The sequence below is a fragment of the Proteiniphilum sp. LBM24028 genome, from assembly GCF_056629195.1.
The window spans coordinates 74,728-91,429 of sequence record NZ_CM152817.1 but is presented as its reverse complement, the minus strand read 5'-3'; the positions used below and the strand labels follow the sequence as shown (position 1 = coordinate 91,429).

Annotated in this window: 12 protein-coding genes; 5 read left to right on the top strand and 7 right to left on the bottom strand. The window is 36.9% G+C overall.

Translation table 11 applies throughout. From position 1 onward, the window contains the following. The gene (locus tag AC1HCU_RS00410; RefSeq protein ID WP_480370956.1) at positions 1 to 6,111 is read right to left on the bottom strand and encodes a DEAD/DEAH box helicase; all 6,111 of its coding nucleotides are present in this window, start codon (positions 6,109 to 6,111) and stop codon (positions 1 to 3) included. Position 6,112: 1 nt separating this feature from the next. After that, on the bottom strand, positions 6,113 to 9,010 hold the full coding sequence (locus tag AC1HCU_RS00405; protein ID WP_480367712.1) for a hypothetical protein: 2,898 nt from the start codon (positions 9,008 to 9,010) through the stop codon (positions 6,113 to 6,115). 656 nt (positions 9,011 to 9,666) lie between these two features. Here AC1HCU_RS00405 and AC1HCU_RS00400 point away from each other — a divergent pair. Beyond that, positions 9,667 to 10,275, top strand: coding sequence for a hypothetical protein (locus AC1HCU_RS00400; RefSeq protein WP_480367709.1), 609 nt, complete (start codon positions 9,667 to 9,669; stop codon positions 10,273 to 10,275). Here AC1HCU_RS00400 and AC1HCU_RS00395 read toward each other — a convergent pair. Beyond that, positions 10,269 to 10,775, bottom strand: a complete 507-nt coding sequence (locus tag AC1HCU_RS00395; RefSeq protein ID WP_464621268.1) for a very short patch repair endonuclease — start codon at positions 10,773 to 10,775, stop codon at positions 10,269 to 10,271. The two genes, AC1HCU_RS00400 and AC1HCU_RS00395, sit on opposite strands and share 7 nt — an antisense overlap. Before the next feature lie 117 nt (positions 10,776 to 10,892). Between AC1HCU_RS00395 and AC1HCU_RS00390 the strand changes: the two genes are divergently transcribed. Continuing rightward, a complete protein-coding gene (locus AC1HCU_RS00390; protein WP_480367707.1) occupies positions 10,893 to 11,120 on the top strand; it encodes a hypothetical protein in 228 nt (75 codons plus the stop codon). 155 nt (positions 11,121 to 11,275) lie between these two features. On the opposite strand, the gene AC1HCU_RS00385 is transcribed toward AC1HCU_RS00390, so the two are convergent. Both AC1HCU_RS00385 and AC1HCU_RS00380 read right to left on the bottom strand, forming a co-directional pair. Then, positions 11,276 to 11,923 (bottom strand): nucleotidyl transferase AbiEii/AbiGii toxin family protein, encoded by a 648-nt coding sequence (locus AC1HCU_RS00385; RefSeq protein WP_480367704.1) that lies wholly within the window; start codon positions 11,921 to 11,923, stop codon positions 11,276 to 11,278. 3 nt (positions 11,924 to 11,926) lie between these two features. Next, positions 11,927 to 12,361 carry a HigA family addiction module antitoxin gene (locus AC1HCU_RS00380; protein ID WP_435088179.1) on the bottom strand — a complete coding sequence of 145 codons (435 nt, stop codon included), beginning with the start codon at positions 12,359 to 12,361 and terminating at the stop codon, positions 11,927 to 11,929. Between the two features lie 198 nt (positions 12,362 to 12,559). Here AC1HCU_RS00380 and AC1HCU_RS00375 point away from each other — a divergent pair, with 198 nt between their 5' ends. Further along, positions 12,560 to 12,787: a hypothetical protein gene (locus AC1HCU_RS00375; RefSeq protein WP_480367701.1), complete on the top strand. Its 228-nt coding sequence runs from the start codon at positions 12,560 to 12,562 to the stop codon at positions 12,785 to 12,787. A 50-nt stretch (positions 12,788 to 12,837) separates the two neighbouring features. On the opposite strand, the gene AC1HCU_RS00370 is transcribed toward AC1HCU_RS00375, so the two are convergent. Continuing rightward, positions 12,838 to 13,998 carry an ATP-binding protein gene (locus tag AC1HCU_RS00370; protein WP_480367699.1) on the bottom strand — a complete coding sequence of 387 codons (1,161 nt, stop codon included), beginning with the start codon at positions 13,996 to 13,998 and terminating at the stop codon, positions 12,838 to 12,840. Positions 13,999 to 14,131: 133 nt separating this feature from the next. On the opposite strand from AC1HCU_RS00370, the gene AC1HCU_RS00365 reads away from it, so the two are divergent. Further along, positions 14,132 to 14,254, top strand: coding sequence for a hypothetical protein (locus AC1HCU_RS00365; protein WP_480367697.1), 123 nt, complete (start codon positions 14,132 to 14,134; stop codon positions 14,252 to 14,254). A 75-nt stretch (positions 14,255 to 14,329) separates the two neighbouring features. On the opposite strand, the gene AC1HCU_RS00360 is transcribed toward AC1HCU_RS00365, so the two are convergent. Next, the gene (locus AC1HCU_RS00360) at positions 14,330 to 15,550 is read right to left on the bottom strand and encodes a serine hydrolase domain-containing protein (RefSeq protein WP_480367694.1); all 1,221 of its coding nucleotides are present in this window, start codon (positions 15,548 to 15,550) and stop codon (positions 14,330 to 14,332) included. 557 nt (positions 15,551 to 16,107) lie between these two features. Here AC1HCU_RS00360 and AC1HCU_RS00355 point away from each other — a divergent pair. Next, on the top strand, positions 16,108 to 16,647 hold the full coding sequence (locus AC1HCU_RS00355; protein WP_480367691.1) for a dihydrofolate reductase family protein: 540 nt from the start codon (positions 16,108 to 16,110) through the stop codon (positions 16,645 to 16,647). Positions 16,648 to 16,702: the final 55 nt, after the last annotated feature.

Here is a 16,702-nt window from a genome sequence, read left to right as displayed (position 1 = left end):
CTATTTCATTATCTTCTCATAACACCATCCAATCCGACGATGCAAGTTAAACGTGTCCAAGGTGTTGATATCATCAGAAGTTGGGTAATTTGGATCACCGCCTTGTGTATTTACATAATTTTGTGCGTCAGCAAAACATTGAGTATACCACGCATCCTCTGCTAAATTTTCAATATTCCAAAAAGGATGTACAATCAATATTACTTTTCTTTTTCTTCTTCCATATTTTATGGCTGGTAGTCCATTAAAGCTGCATTTATATTCTTCACGTTCTTCTGGAGTTTTACCAAAGTTTGAAAAGCTTTCAATAAATGAATCTCGAAGATTTTCTGCAAACATTAACCAATCCTTCAGTTCCACAAATTGGTCAAAAATACCATCTGCTCCAGCTTTAAAATTTGAGTCTTTAAATAATCGTATCATGCTTAGACCCAACCGCCAGTCAAGTAAGCTGTGCCAATTCATATTCCTGAATATTTTCAAACAATCATAGCATGCATCTGAGCATTTTTCTTGATGTGACTGACTATGTATTTTTCCTAAATAGCTATCTGAATTTAAGGGTTGAAGTGTCTCTGATAAAATCGCTTCAAAGTCATTATAGAGACTTCTAACAAAACCAGAACCATTTGCCAACTCATCTGTCAAAATTATTTCTGCCACATTCTTTTCTATTCTATTCTCGTTGATAATGCATTTTGTAATATCAGCTATTTCTATTTCTGTCGGATCAACATCCAATCTATCAGCTAATATTCTTTGTAGTAAAAATGCTGCAGAATAAAAACCTGAGCGTACACCAAGAGATTGCCTTGAAAAACTGAACATATCTAAATTCAACTCTTCTGGAACTTTTTTTGGTGAGACTTTAAACATTTCTGTTTTTTTGTAAATGGCTAACGCTAAAGGTTCTTCATCTTGTGGTTGGTCTGGTACATAAGTAAAATCATTAGCTGGATTTACCAACGTCTCTAACCCGTTCATAATCCACTGCCTCTCAAAATCAAAACTTTTTCTTAATAATGGATTATAATTTTTCACGTGGTAATACTTCCCTTTATAGAGCCTATCTCCATTCGTGTTAACTCTCCAAGTCACATCCTTATCAGAAATAGTGAGTTTCACATTTCCATGTGATTTAACTTCTATGTGTCGGTCATCTGCTATAGACTGATCTGCATAAATAGGTGGTCGGTTGGTAACCATGTCCGCTTCATCACGAGTATCTGTACCTTCTAAAAGATTTGTACGGTATGCTCTTGGCGATTTAATAAGGAATTGGCTAAATGTCAATCCATCTGTATTCCCGCAGTTTGGACATGCTGTATCTGTAAGTTCTTCTTCCATTGAAAAGGTTTGATTATACCCACATCTTTTACATCTGGACATCCATCTATTTAGATAGAATGGATTTTTGTCATCATTATGGTTTGAGTTAGTAATAGTTTCTCCAGTCTGATAACTAGATTTTTTTATAAATTCACTAGTAAAACCAATAGATTGATATACAGCTTTGTCCTTTGTCTTTTGCATAGCTGGAGAAAACTCATAAATCGCCATAGACTCTGGACGGTCGATTGATAGAATAGTATTGTTACTTCCAATTCCATGATAGAGATATTTTACACCTGTAGGCATCCCAAACATAGGTAGTATTCCACCTTCGGCAAATTTTTGAGAGATATCATCTGTGGGGATCTCAGGATTATTAATTACCTCATCGAGTCGGGTCATAAATTTATCTGGGTCAACAATCCAATCTACAAATTCTTCTTGTTTATCTCTCAATCCATCATTTAACAGACATGTAACAATATGGCGTATCTCTTCATGGTTGGCATTTATCCAATTTGAGATTTCTGGCTTATATATATTCCAATTATAGGTTTTGCCAAATTCCCCATGAATACTTGACTTTTCTTCATCGTTAAATTCATTTATGTGGATGGCTTTATAAGCCTCCCTTAAAATCGCTTTTGATAAAAGACGTTTATATATCCTTTCTTGCTTCATGGTTAAAAAAGGAGTGGGAGGATTATCACCTGTTATACGTTGTGGATTTGCAAAATAAAATTCATCATGACTACGTCCACGACAGAATGTAAGAATTACCGAATATGCTTGTCCTCGCCGCCCTGCACGCCCAACGCGTTGTTGGTAGTTGAATCTTTGTGGTGGCATATTGGCGAGCATAACAGCCTGCAAAGCGCCAATATCTACACCTACCTCCAAAGTCGTGGTTACACTCAACAAATCAATTTGTTTTACTTGAGGAACCCCCTCATTTTGTAATATGATATTTCTAAAATGACGTTGTCGTTCAAATTGATTATCAGTCTGTCCTGTTAACTCCTCACAATGCAGGCGAATTGGATTACGTTTCTCGTAAGCCGCAGTATATGCCAAATAATTTTTCTTCCAGACTTCTTCACATGTAGTAGCTGGATTTACATTAAGACTTGTATGCGAATAAGTACATATGCCTCCAGCCGGATGAAGATGGGGGCGGCTGCCAATTTTACTTATCCAAACAGGGTCTGTTGGCAAAGCAGCTTTAATAAAAAGTTTCTGTATAATTAATCCATCCCGTGCTTGTAAACATCCATATTCAGTATCTGCAAGTATGTTATATATGCTTTGTCCTAATTGAATCTCTCCAATTGCATTTTTATTAGCAACTGCACGGACATATTTTCTTACTGCTGCAGGGAATTTTGTATAATCAGTTAAGTCATGTGAATCGCCATCTTCAAGTGCATAATTGTGTTTGTATTTATCTCCTAAAGTTCTGATAACAGCATCAACAATATTTTTAAATATACTGGGTGATAGGCCTGCTTGCTTTGCATAATAATTCAATTTTTCAGTCGGAGGATTAATAGTCACATAACCAAGTCCTGAACCTTCAAAAGAATAAAATAATGTAGCAAAAAACATATTCGCCAATTTGGAAAATGTACCATCTTTTATGTCTTTTATAAAGCTATCTCCTGTATTTAACCATGTTAAGGAATTTGTAAAGTCTATCACTTCATACCAATGAACAGTCGAACCATCGTTCTTAAGTGCTTTTTGGAGTTTTATGTCGTTACCTCCAGGATTCATACCTAAAGAAACGATTTGGCGGACCAAAGGTGCAAGATTTGTAGAGTTGACTTCATCAACTAAATCATAGACTTTAAAAACTCTTGTTTTAATTTCATCAATTTTCTTTTGAGCATTTTGTCTCCGTAGTACTTTTTTCTGATTATTCCCTATGTACTTAGCATCATCAAAGATTTCCTCTACATCATCAAAAATCTCCTTTTCTTCTGTTGAAGCATTGCGATATTTTTCTATTGCAGATATATCTCCTTTTTCAAAAGATTCTAATATTTGGTTTCTCAATATCAGCTTTATATTAAGTTCTTTTATGAGAAGCTCTCTCAATACATCTGTAAAATGATTCCTTTCAATGCCATTTGCTACTTGAGCTGCATCTTCTCTACTATCAGAAAATACAACTAATTTTCTTTCCTTTTCCCCTTGTGGCAATTGATACATTAACTCTTTAGCAAACATTTGAGATGTTTTGGCAAAACCTGTACGAAATCCTCTTATTGGGCTTGTTTTACTTTTCTTACTGTTTTGGCTATATTTTTGATGATTTACCCCACAAGCAGGACAAACACATGGAGTGGCTTTATGAGTATTAATGGGTTGGTTATTATCATCTGTTAGAAATGCAACATCTTCATTGTTGTTTTCGTTTATTACTTTAAAACAACGTCCTTTTATCCAATTGTTCGGTTCTTCATTTGCTTTCAAGTAGCTTTCTTTGATATCACCAGAATATACATTTAAAGATGCTTCGACCCATAATGCACGATAATTTCCTTGGTTTGCACCCTCAACTGTTGTCTGTCTCCAATATCCAATCGGACGCTCGTGAGCTATAAATTCTTGTTTACCTTGCGGCCAAAATACTGCATACTCTTGATATGTACGTCGCTCTAGAAGCTTGTGAGGTGTTTTCTCTGGAATTCCCTCAATGTTAGGACTTAAAGGAAGTAACTCCACCGTTTCGTTATCGATTCTTAAGCGACTACCTCCAAAAAATGTAGTCCCGCAATTATCACAATACAGTACTTCTAAAATACGGTATCCTTCCGCACTCTTGATATTTGGAACAGAAGAAAGATAGCCAACAGTCCGTTCGTCATCTCTAAACTCTTCTTCTACATCATCGGCTTTTACGGATGCCCATAATCCTTCAATGTTACGTAAGAAATAATGAAAACGAAAGCGTGGCAGTTTTCTATCTTCTGAATCTCTTTCAATATCGCGCCCTATCGGTTCGTCAAATAATGATCTTGCAATTAGTAATCCACCCAATGCTTTTCTTGGGTCTTCAATTTGACCAAAGATAGATTCTGAAAGAATATGAATATTTTCATTATCTCCCTTAGCCCGTAATGAACAAACCGCCCGCTCTTTTCCCTCGATTCTACATGCTTGATATATCCTTTCACGTAATTGCAGTTTAGGAGATAACAAAATGCGAAGGAGCAACTCAACAGGGGAAAAATTAGTTGAAATTTCTATGTTTGCATATCTAGTAAGGTATTGAGCTGTATTCTTACATTGTTCTTGAAAATCTTGATTATTGATGTTTTCATCGACGCTATAATATGTATCGTAAAGCTTCACAAATGGACTGGCGGGTAAAAAATGAGTATCGGCCGATAAATCATTAATTTTATTATTCTCACCGTCAATAATTTCAAAGTCTTGCTTAGCATTGACAACGCCAAAAAAGTCCTGAATGAATGTAAAGCTTTTTTGCCCATCTTCACTTTCATCAGCTACTAAAGAAGCACTAGAGGCTAAAATCCTAAGCTGTGGATGTCCGGGGTGTAGCCCTAATCGATCCAAAACCAGTTTTAACAAATAAGCTACTTCTGTCCCTTGAGTTCCTCTATATAAATGCAATTCGTCCACAATCAAATGGAAAATCCGGTTTTTTCTTTCCTGTTCCTTTTCTTCTGGACTTAAATTATTGGAATATTTATCATTACACTCTAACCATTCTTTTGTTTTATCGAAAATTCCATTGTCAATATCACGCATTAGCATAATGCTTAACATTGAGTAATTTGTTATAAGTATATCAGGTGGAGAGACTTGTATATCAAAACGACTCCGCATTTCAGCTCCATCCAGTCTTGGAAAAAATGCGATGAGATCTTTCGCATCTTCTACCGATTCTAATTTCTCGTCAATGTACTCTTTTACACGATTAGCATCTTTCTCAATTATTTCCAACTCTTTTTTCAATGCCTCTATCTTGTACTTATTTATTGCATAAGTTCCATTTTCTTTTTTTACTTTCAATTCTCCTGATACTGGGGTATTGCTATTATAACGACCAAAATAGATACGGTTGTCATGTAAATTATTACTAAACCAGTTACGTGCATCGTCAGAATCCAAAGCCTTACGCAGTCTTGTTAATTGATCCTCAACCAATGCATTCATTGGATAAAGAATTATTGCTCGTAGACCAATCGGACGTCGGTCATGAGAACGTTGTTGGCATGAATCTTTTAATTCAAAAGTGTTATCATCAACTATTTCATTAGGTTGTAAATCTTCTTTCCACCAATTATCACATAAATCATTTTTTATTGTAGGTACACCCCATGAGGCCATTTCTTTAGAGAGTTGGGCAAAAAGAGGCAACAAAAATGATTCCGTTTTTCCAGAACCCGTTCCGGATGTTATGATGCAATTTTTTCCACTCATTGCTTCACTTAGCATACGAGCTTGATGGCTATAAAGAGGGACATCTTTTGGGAATAACCCACATTTCACTAATCCTTGGAATAATTTTAATTGGGAAAGTGACATACTTTGACTAACATCCTCTGACGTTAAGTCGTCAATTTTCTTATCACTTGATAAATAGTCAGGAAGTGGTTCAATCCAAGGCTCGCGGTACAAAACTTTGTCTGTATCTAACAATTTCCGTCTTTCTTCTTCAAACTTTTCAAAACGGGTTCCAAATGCAGTTTCAATATATCTTATGAAGTTGTTTTTTATAGTATCAAATGATTGGATTGGATTTCTCATATTAATCAAGATTTATAGATTGTACAGATTGTTCAAGTTTTCTAAATAAGTTATCTGCGAACGTTTTGGGGACGTTTTTATATAACTGGTAGGAAATGTAACTCCCATTTATCTGTATATTTTGGAAATATGGGATTTTACCACTTAATAAAATAAGCGACTTAGCTATAAATTTTGGCAAATGGACATGTGATGGCGCGCCCAAGATTCTTTTTTCTTCATCGTAGTAGATTACATTTCTTTTCTTTCCCGAAAGTAACAAGAACTGTCCCCAACTTTTGTCTACATCGTAGCAAACTGAATCATACCAAAATCTATACAACCATTCGTAATGAATGTTGTACTGTACTAAAGATAATTCCCTATTTAGTAATTCTCCTTCCTCAGAACGGTTAAATTTCAATGTATCTTCATCGAAAACATCACGCTTATATGGATAATCGATTTCTTCTGTTTGTCTTTTCTCTTGCATGTTATTTCGATACCCGCTTAAATCCGCAGAAAAATCTCGTAGTCCCCACTGGATTATTTTGGGCTGTGGATATGGTTTTTCAATAAAATCAAAACAAATATTGAACTGTTGCGCTAGTTTTTCCAATGCTTTTAGTCCGGCTGTAGTATGTTGACGATTTTTGGGAGTAAGAATAATCGTATTAGGAATGAGATAACTTTCAAAAAAACAATCTTGTTTAAAAATTGTTATTTCTATTGACTCCTGTTTGGCATACTTAAATATTCTCTCTATAAATTCTCTGGTTCTTGCTCCAGTTAAATATGCTCTTACTTCAGTTCTGTCAGGAATGAGCATTATCTGAGGCTTATTAATTATAATTTGTTGCTGTGAATTATCTAGGTCGATGTATCCTAAATAATCCAAATAAAGTAGAGCATATCTTTTTATCGTTCTCAAATTGGATTTTGTTAGAATGTCGAACATATTCTCAGCACTGAAAATTGTATCAAAAGCAAGTCCAAAGGTTTGAGTATTACATGTCCCTATGCTTGAAAGATAATATAGAAGAGTATTCCCTTTATCATGAAAGTAATAATATTGACATTCTATATAAGGTTTAGAAACTTGTTGGATTCCCCAGAACTCAGGCAAATCACCGGCCTGTTGAGAAAAATTAGATAGTATAGCATTGTTCCCTATCACATGAGCTTCAGACGGATCTTGTAAAATCTCATCATAGCAATTCCGAAATGGAAGATTGTATTTATCCATGCTATCTATTCCCATACTGCATGATATAATTTGGTGTGGATATGTTTCTAGTGCCTCAATTTCTTCAACTTTTATTATATAATCCTCATCAAGTGGAAATTTCTCAGGAAATCCCCATTCTTCACACCATGGAACAGATTTATCCAAGTATATTTTAGTTTTTGACTGGCAAAATAAGGCATATACTTTAGCTGATTCTTCAACTCCTTCAATTCTTATCCTAGGTAAGTAATAATTAAGAAAAACCCTATTTTTCACTTTAAGACCACCTATAAATTGTATTTCCAAGTGTGTCTGTAACTGGAGAATAGGTTCTTCCGGATGACTTTTTTGTGGATTTAAAATGCTAAATAAAGTATAACCTTGAGGAATTCCGTCTAAGTCAACTTCTTTGAAGTTATCATTAGAAAAAGCAGATTTACCCCAACTTATTATTGATTCCTTTTTTCGCTCTTTGCAAAGCAAATACATTTTCGAAGTTGGATATAGTTTATCTGTTTGTATCCAATAATCATTAGGTATTCCATTAATATTATTTCTATATAAAATTACATCATCTAAAACTGGCCGACTCTTCCACTTATTATATTTATCTTCTAACTCCAATAAAGGGTTAAACGCAGCCTTAATTGGATAGGAAAATCCATGAACCAATGATTTGATAGTAAAATCATTATAACTCAAGTTGTCAGGAAAATCGTTTGTTGAATAAATAAAATAGCAATGATTAAGTTCTTCATTTACTTTGTCAATTGTGAATGAAGAAAATAAGCGTGCATGAATCCATGCTTCTTTTTCAGCTATTTTATCACCTTGTTTCCGGTCAACATTTCCTTTCCATTTATAATGTTCCTCTTTTGCAATATTGATAATTACATTTTGTAAATCGCTATCCCCATCTCTCAGTACTTTAAGCGCATTCTTAGAAAGTCCTGCATCAGAACCATTTTCCAATAAAGCATTTTTAATAACCTGCGGGGAGATATTAGTATCTGGCATAAGTCCAGCTAATGAAAATAATCTGGGAAGATTTCTTATATCAGAAGGTGTTAACACACATTGAGCAAATACTTTCCCAACATGTATCCAATTTCGGTTCCCAAAGTGGCCCACATTAAATATCCCTATATCTGTTTTATAAATAGAAGTAGACCATTCTGATAAATCTATCCATAATTTGTCAATAACTCCAAAGTCTGTAGCTCCAATGTTCCCTTTATCTAAGCCGTTTTCATTTAAAAATTTGTTTAATCTAGGATAATATGCATTCGCTCTATAGTCTTCATCATTACCTGTCAGAGGTATAATGAAAGCTGCAAGCATCGCTAAATAAAATGGATAAGTAATATACGTTACTTGATCAGTAATATAAGAACCTTCTATTTGTAAGTCCGTCCTATTCCATTTGAATATCCCAACCTTCCTTTTATTCCACAATGAAAATAATATATCAATACGTCTAACAAATGGAACTGCTTTAGTGAATCCACCATAACCACTACATAATGCATTGTAGTAATCCAATATAGCATCTTCTGTTGAGATAAAACCTAGTTGATTTATTCCTATTTCTCCAATCTCAGATGCTGAAATAAAAAGGTGTATATCTTTCCCTGCTTTATCGTAATTAAAAAAGTAGTTGCCAATAGCTATGTTCCAATCAAAATATTTCATAAATCAGGTTGTAATGCTTACATAATTTGGTATAGAATAGTAGGTCATCCATATTTAGTACTTTCGCTTTAACTGCAAGTATCTCATTTGATAGTTAGAATTCATTAGTGCCCCAACATGATAATGTAACTTTGTTTTTTTAATATATATGCTAATCAGTCTTATTTTGTTAAACAAGAACTTCTTTTGGATTGTATAAGTGCCTTATTGTCAAATTTTGATATTTAGTGTAAAGATAATAACATAATCAAAATAATGCATAGTAAACAAAAATTAGTTTTTAATAACTTGTTACAAATAGCGTTGCATTCTTATGGCTCTTATATTCTTTAGTCTTATTACACAACCCACTGTGAACATTATAATAATCATAGATTATAGAGGCTTTTACTGCTTTCAAAACCTTCTGTAATTAACATACGAAGTTTCTTAATTCTCTGAAGTCAGATTTCCTAGTTGAATCACCTTTCTGCAAATTTCTGATCAGAAGTTGCTTTACAAGTTACATAAGCTTTGATGTATTGGATTTTCTTTTCTGAGAAATTCATTTCATATGGTTTCAACGGGTGATAATTTTTTTCATAGTTTTTATTTGTAAGATAGATACAAATTTTTCGGCATGAAAATATTCTCAGTGGCTTTAAGGTCCTTTTTTGATGACATACAAGCTTTCGAATTTTATCGACCTTGTGATCGATCACTTGCTCGACAGGACTTCCCAGCATGAAAAGTTATCGGACGAGACCTATCATATCTTCAAGGAGCCAAAAGAGGATGACAATGTCCTGCACGAACGGATACCCGAGTATGTAGATAAGGAGAAGGTCTTTGCAGATGAAGTAGCTGTCCTGATCGGATTCTATAAGAACGAGGAACATCTGCAATGGATCTTGAAGAACAATCTTTATAACTTCCGTACCGGTACCGATAGGGGATCGCTTCCCCTGTCCGATATGCACCTTCATGCAAAATACCTGATTCTTCACGGGAAAGATGAACTGGAGACAGACAAGATTTTCAAACTAACTGTCAAAGGCCCGAGAATCTTCTCCAGAAATGATTTACTGAAAAAGGGCTATCCTGAACCCAGAGGTGAGCTGTATGTCGTTTTTCAACTTGAGAGAGATGCTTCTGACGATTTTGAGAAAATAAAAATCGATTTAAGGGGATTGAGCCGGTTTGAAACATATAGAAATTCGGCCAAACCGTTTTCAGCGACTTTATCGGAAGTGCTTAAATCTAAAATCACGCGGGCCTCTCAATGATTTTCGGTCTTCGAAACGGACGGGGTCTGGCCATATTCAACAATATCTTCTGCCACCAATACGACCTTGTTTTCCCGTTCTTCATAGATTTTCAGGGATATCTTTCCGGATTTGCCCCGCAGGATTCCTGCTTCAACAGCATCAATCAGCTTGGGAAAGTCTTGCTTGAAATGGTGACGGATATCACACTCCCAAACAGTCAGTACATTCCACCCCTGCACAATAAGCTGCTCCGTATGAAGCTTGTCCCTCTTCTTGTTTGTGTCAATTTTTTCGACCCAGAATCCGGTATTCGTCTTGGGAGTACTTGCATGCTTGCAACCGTCGTGACCGTGCCAGAAACAGCCGTGTACAAAAATGACGGTCCTGTATTTGGGTAAAACAATATCGGGTGTTCCGGGAAGCCTCCTGTCATTCACACGATACCGGAAGCCTCTTGCAAAAAGAGCTTTCCGTAATATCATTTCCGGTCTTGTATTCTTCGACCGGATCTTTGACATAACCTCTGACCGCTTTTCCTTATCCCAGATATCCATTTAGTTTTCAATAAGCATACTAGGCAAAAGTACAAAAAAACACAGACAACGATAAATATTATGTGCGGGTTGATCATCCTCATGAGCGCCAAGATAAAAACTGTCTACACCCTGCCGAACTCGGTACTGATCAACGAAACCACGACCGATGAACACGGTGAGTTTGCATTCACAAATCTCCAGAGCGTAAACAAAATGCTGAAGTTCTCCGTCGACGGGTACAAAGAAATCTCGTTTCGCGCTTTGCCGGAACAGAATGTCAAACTCCGGGGAGAGGCCAAGAAACCTGAAGAGCTGGCCGTAAAGTAAAAGCAGTTGACTTTTATGAAAAAAAATGAACGATTTTTTAGGTTCTTCGTCACTTTTGGTGGTCATCCCCCATCAGGAAAGTACTACTTTCTTTCTAGGTAACTCAAAACTCGCCCTTCCATTACCGGTTACCTGCAAAGTGACTATAAGCAAAGTTATACTCGTATCTCCACAAAATCCAATTTTATCAACTCCCACTCTTTACCTTTTAAGCAGATGGGATCAATATCCTCATCGGCAGAAGTAAAGTCTGTAAAATTAGCAAAAATTTGATCCCGATCATGAGTATATTCATGTCGTTGTTTATGTAGTTCTAACATTTGAGGGAAGGAGTAAGTATTCAAAAGTTCGTGTAAGTCCCAAAAATCTTTTTTCCTTCCACCACGAGAAACAACATCGACTTTCATTGCAACAACATCATCAAGACTAGCAATTCGAATATTATCTATCACATCACATGGATTAAAAATTTCATCATGGTAATATAAATCAACTTTTATATTTTCATCTATTGATTCTCCAACATAGTATGAACGACCAAAACCGATAATATTTGATGTGTCTGTACAGTAATAATATTTGTAGTTATCTCGAAAAAACTTTTCATAAACAGAGAAATCCAAACTACCATAAGAAGCATTGGTAAACAAATCAATATCAACCGAAATTCTATGCCCTAAACGTAAACTAAGTGAAGTTCCACCAACCAAATAAAAAGGCTCAAATATAGGGTTAGCCATAATCTCTTTGAGAATCTTTCTCATCAAGGGAGTAACCGTTTCATAATGTAGTTTGATAGCCATTGTCTAATTTGATAGATTATAATATCGGGTAATTTCTTCTATTTCGTCTTTGCTTCCTCTTTCAAAAACACGTTTGATAACTGCATTTTTATATTTAGCCCAATTAATTTTATTGAAATCAGTATCCCAAAATAAAGATTTGCGAATGTGGGGAGCTTCTGTATAAATACTAGCTAAATCTTTATCCTTGTATTGCTTAATATCATAGTGAGTTTGAAGAATAGCGAAAAAGCCTTCTTCATACCCTAATATCTGATCTATTTTTAAGGCTTGCTTAGTAGTCAAACTACGCCTACCTGCGATAATGGCATTAATAGTTTGAAACGGAATACCTGTCTCATCAGCTAACGCACGTTGGGTGAGGTGCTTCTTTTTCAATTCCCTTTCAATAAATTTCCCAGGATGAATACCTTTTATTATGTCGATAAGATTATTCATAAATAATTCTTTCTACAAAAATAAACAATTTTGTTTACATTTGGTTTGTTATATCAAAATAATTCTTACCCTTGTAACCTTCTCTTTTTGTAGGACAGTCCCAAGTTAGACAAAACAATTTGCGTAAAAGGCCGGTGGAAATGTACCTGACGGCCGCTTAGTTTCCAGTGAAAATAAAAAAGCGGGTTGATCATACCCATGAGCGCCAAGATAAAAACTGTCTACTCTCTGCCGGACTCGGTACTGATCAACGAAACCACGACCGATGAGCACGGTGAATTTGCATTCACAAATCTCCAAAGCGTAAACAAAATGCTGAAGTTCTCCGTCGACGGGTACAAAGAAATCTCGTTTCGCGCTTTACCGGAACAGAATGTCAAGCTCCGGGAAGAAGCCAAGGAACCTGAAGAGCTGGCCGTAAAGTAAAAGCAGTTGACTTTTATGAAAAAGTAGAATTCGTGGAGATCAGATTATATTTATACGACTTTTTTCAAAAAATCACTCAACCCGCAAACTTCCACATCATTTTTAAATGGATAAGATGCTGATACGGGAGAAACAATATATGTTTTATCCGGTTTTGTGGTTTCTAGAGCTCTCCAAAAGCCTTTGGTCACCTGTGGTGCCGATGAGGCTTTACATTCTACCGCTATCGTTCGGGAACCCCTCTCAATAAGCAAGTCTAACTCATCCCCTGTAGCACTGCGATAAAAAGAAAACTTACAATCTCTCAATGAAGAAATGATGTTTTCAATTACAAATCCTTCCCAAGATGATCCGAAAACAGGGTTGCCCATTAGTGAATTGAAATCATCCACTTGTAGCAGCCTATGTAATAACCCACTATCTCTCACAAAAATTTTTGGGGATTTAACCAGACGTTTCTTGATATTCTTTTCAAATGGCGGTAGCGAACGGATAATAAAGGTCTGTTCCATCAGGTCGATATACCGGCGAATAGTTTGATAGGTTACACCTAGCGATTCTCCCAATTTGGACGAATTAAAAAGTTGCCCTTGATTGTGCGCACACATAGTCAGCAGACGACGAAGTTGCAATGCGGGAATTTGAAATCCGAGCTGTGGAATATCCCGTTCTACATATGTTCTAAGGAAATTTTCTCTCCAAAGTACACTTCCTTGTTCAGATGATGCGAGATAGCTATCAGGATATCCTCCACGAAGCCAGAACTTATTCAATTCAAAATCTATGTTTTGCTCAACTTCTTCAATTGTAAAGGGTGTGAGTTCAATAAGCCCGACTCTTCCGGCTAGCGATTCTGACGTTTTCTGTATAAGGTCCTGCGAAGCAGATCCAAGCAAAATGAACCGTCCTGGACGACGGTGACGGTCTATTTCACTTCGTAAGACAGAAAAAAGTTCCGGTACTAACTGAATCTCGTCCAAACAAATTGTTACATCCTGATTAGCCTGGAAGAATAACATAGGCTCTCTCAACTTGTTCAAGTCATCCAGGTTCTGAAGGTCCAAATATAGATAGGCATTCGAATTTTGATAGAGCATTTTCACCAAGGTGGACTTTCCGCATTGCCTTGGGCCTAAAATGACAACCGCAGGAAATACGCTTAGATTCTCTTTTACAAATGTTTCTATTTTTCTGTCGATCAGTTTTTGCATATCATAAATACAATTTCTATTTTGCACAAATGTAGTGAATGTATTTCAAACTACCAAAAGAGACAGCCGCTTAGTTCCCAGGGAAAGGGAAAAAAGAAAACTATTGTAACCGGATAAAGAGAATTGAAGTCTTATGATTGTAACAAATAAAAATCAAGCAAGATGGTACAAAGAAATCTCGTTTCGCGCTTTGCCGGAACAGAATGTCAAGCTCCGGGGAGAAGCCAGGGAATCTGAAGAGCTGGCCGTAAAGTAAAATCAGTCACTGAAAAAAGTAGAATGTCGAGGACAGTCTGGCACGGATATCATTCAAGCCGACTCATGAAATGAATTATTCCATCCTTCCAGTATATGCATCAACGCCAGATTTGCTTAATGGCTGTGCGAAGAACTTCTCGGCAGCTTTGCCGATTTCGGCAAGCCATGGCTGTCCTCCTCCGGCGGATTGGACCACCCAGAGCTTAAGCTCTTTCTTGTGCCAATTGACGGAACAGTTAGTGCCCCAGGCACCACCATGACCAAACCAGGCGTCTTCGCTGTCCTGTTCCGGTGCTGACAAGCCGAGGGAATAGCCGCCCAGACCCTTGGGACGGGTGGAAAGAGCGAGAAGATTCTTCACGGTTTCTTCTTTCAAGATGCGCACGCCATTCTCTCCCAAGCCAAGATTCATCAGCATCTTATAGAACTTCAGCTGGTCATCGGCGGTGGTCCAGAGACCCGCACCGGCAGAAGCAAATACATGGGAGTCATTATAAGGCCGTTGCTGCCATGGCATTTCTTCACGCCACTCAGCTGGAGCGTTCTCTTTGTTCTCATAGAGTTCTATCTTGTTCTTAAGCTGTTTGTCGGTAGGCCAGAACCATGTGGACTTCATTCCCAAGGGATCAAGCACCTCCTGCTTGAGATATACCTCCCACTTCATCCCTGTGACGACCTCAACCATAGCTGCACCAATGTCAATTCCCGTATTGGAATAGAGCTCGCGGGTACCGGGCTCGAACATGATGGGCGATGCGGCAGCGATGGAGGCTGTCTGGCGAAGAGGAGCTCCTCCGGACCATCCGCCACCCCTGACGTCGGAGCGCTTGGCACTAATTTCGAAGGGGAAGCCTCCAGTATGGTTGAGCACCATACGGACGGTAAGGACGTTTTTAGCCTTACGAAGGGTCTTGACACTGTCATTTGCAGCATCCAACACCCATAATTCCACAAACTCCGGAAGATACTTTGAAACAGGATCGTCGAGTGAAATACGGCCCTCTTCCACCAGCTTGGCGATTGTCACTCCGCAGAAGCCTTTTGTCTGTGAACATTGCATGAATACATTGTCCATCTTTATTGGGCGCTTTTTTGATACGTCGGCATAGCCTATGCAGCAGGTTTCCTGCACGCCGTCCTTGTAGAATACACTAATGGCACCGGCCAACTGACCACTGTCCACGTAGGGTTGCAGCACTGTTTTTGCATAACTTGTCTTGGAGTCTTTCGGTTCATTCTTGACTGTAGCTGATAAACAGAACACAGCAATCAGCAAAAAAATCGTTTTCTTCATGTCTTTATGATGATAATTGGTTTATTGTGCGGAAGTAATCAATTAAAAGCAAACGCTCATGTTATTTTATAGTATATAATCATTGTTTTGCAAAGATACTGTTTTTGCTAAAACTATTTTCTTCTGCCCATTTTTTTGATATAATCAGGGTCTGCTTATTAATTCTCCATCAAACACAAAAATGACAGCCCCTATACAACTGTTTGAGGTCGAGGACAGTCTGGCGGGGATATCATTCAAGCCAATTTTAAATGGATAAGATGCTGATGTGGCACTGCGATAATGGCATTAATAGCGCATACCATGGAAGAACATATCAAATTAGAAAGAGGAGGGAACTTTTTAATGAAAGAAAATGTTTGTGATGGTGACGGACTCGTTGATCTCATTAAATATCAACTTTGATGATTATGGGAAAAAGTCATTTGCGCATCTTGCCAATGAAATCAAGCGAAACACGGGACTTTCACCTTCACCCACTTTAATTTGTTGCATTTTTACAAAGAATAAGTGGTTGCTCAAAAGTAATTTTTTAGAAACAGCTAAATTCAAAACAAATGCGAAAAATATCACTTTTCATTGCAACCAGTCTGGATGGCTACATAGCAAAACCTGATAACGACCTTAGTTTTTTAAGACTCATAGAAAAGGAAGGCGAAGACTATGGTTATGCGGAATTTACAAACACAATTGATACATTAATTGTTGGAAGAAGAACCTACGATTATGTGCTTGAAGAAATAGGTCCATCTCATTATGACAACGGACAACGAGATGTTTACGTCATAACAAGAACTGAAAGGCCGCAAATAGGGAGAACAATTTTCTATACAGGAGATATAACCGAACTAGTGAAACGACTAAAATCTGGAAAAGGGAAAAATATTTATTGTGACGGTGGAGCAGAAATAATAAATGAACTATTGAAACATGACTTGATAGACGAGTTTATAATTTCTGTCATACCTGTTTTATTGGGGGATGGAATCAAGCTCTTTAAAGATGGAAGACCTGAACAAAGACTTGAATTTATCACAGCAAAAACTTTCGAAACAGGCTTGATACAACTGTACTATAGGAGGAAAAAAACATACTAAAGCCGGAAATTGGATTTTTCATCTCCCATATAAGGGAATTCGGAAACAGATATGA

Coding starts and splice junctions, on each gene's coding strand:
- AC1HCU_RS00410 (WP_480370956.1), bottom strand. CDS start 6,111: ATGAGAAATCCAATCCAATCATTTGATACTATAAAAAACAACTTCATA.
- AC1HCU_RS00405 (WP_480367712.1), bottom strand. CDS start 9,010: ATGAAATATTTTGATTGGAACATAGCTATTGGCAACTACTTTTTTAAT.
- AC1HCU_RS00400 (WP_480367709.1), top strand. CDS start 9,667: ATGACATACAAGCTTTCGAATTTTATCGACCTTGTGATCGATCACTTG.
- AC1HCU_RS00395 (WP_464621268.1), bottom strand. CDS start 10,775: ATGTCAAAGATCCGGTCGAAGAATACAAGACCGGAAATGATATTACGG.
- AC1HCU_RS00390 (WP_480367707.1), top strand. CDS start 10,893: ATGAGCGCCAAGATAAAAACTGTCTACACCCTGCCGAACTCGGTACTG.
- AC1HCU_RS00385 (WP_480367704.1), bottom strand. CDS start 11,923: ATGGCTATCAAACTACATTATGAAACGGTTACTCCCTTGATGAGAAAG.
- AC1HCU_RS00380 (WP_435088179.1), bottom strand. CDS start 12,361: ATGAATAATCTTATCGACATAATAAAAGGTATTCATCCTGGGAAATTT.
- AC1HCU_RS00375 (WP_480367701.1), top strand. CDS start 12,560: ATGAGCGCCAAGATAAAAACTGTCTACTCTCTGCCGGACTCGGTACTG.
- AC1HCU_RS00370 (WP_480367699.1), bottom strand. CDS start 13,998: ATGCAAAAACTGATCGACAGAAAAATAGAAACATTTGTAAAAGAGAAT.
- AC1HCU_RS00365 (WP_480367697.1), top strand. CDS start 14,132: ATGATTGTAACAAATAAAAATCAAGCAAGATGGTACAAAGAAATCTCG.
- AC1HCU_RS00360 (WP_480367694.1), bottom strand. CDS start 15,550: ATGAAGAAAACGATTTTTTTGCTGATTGCTGTGTTCTGTTTATCAGCT.
- AC1HCU_RS00355 (WP_480367691.1), top strand. CDS start 16,108: ATGCGAAAAATATCACTTTTCATTGCAACCAGTCTGGATGGCTACATA.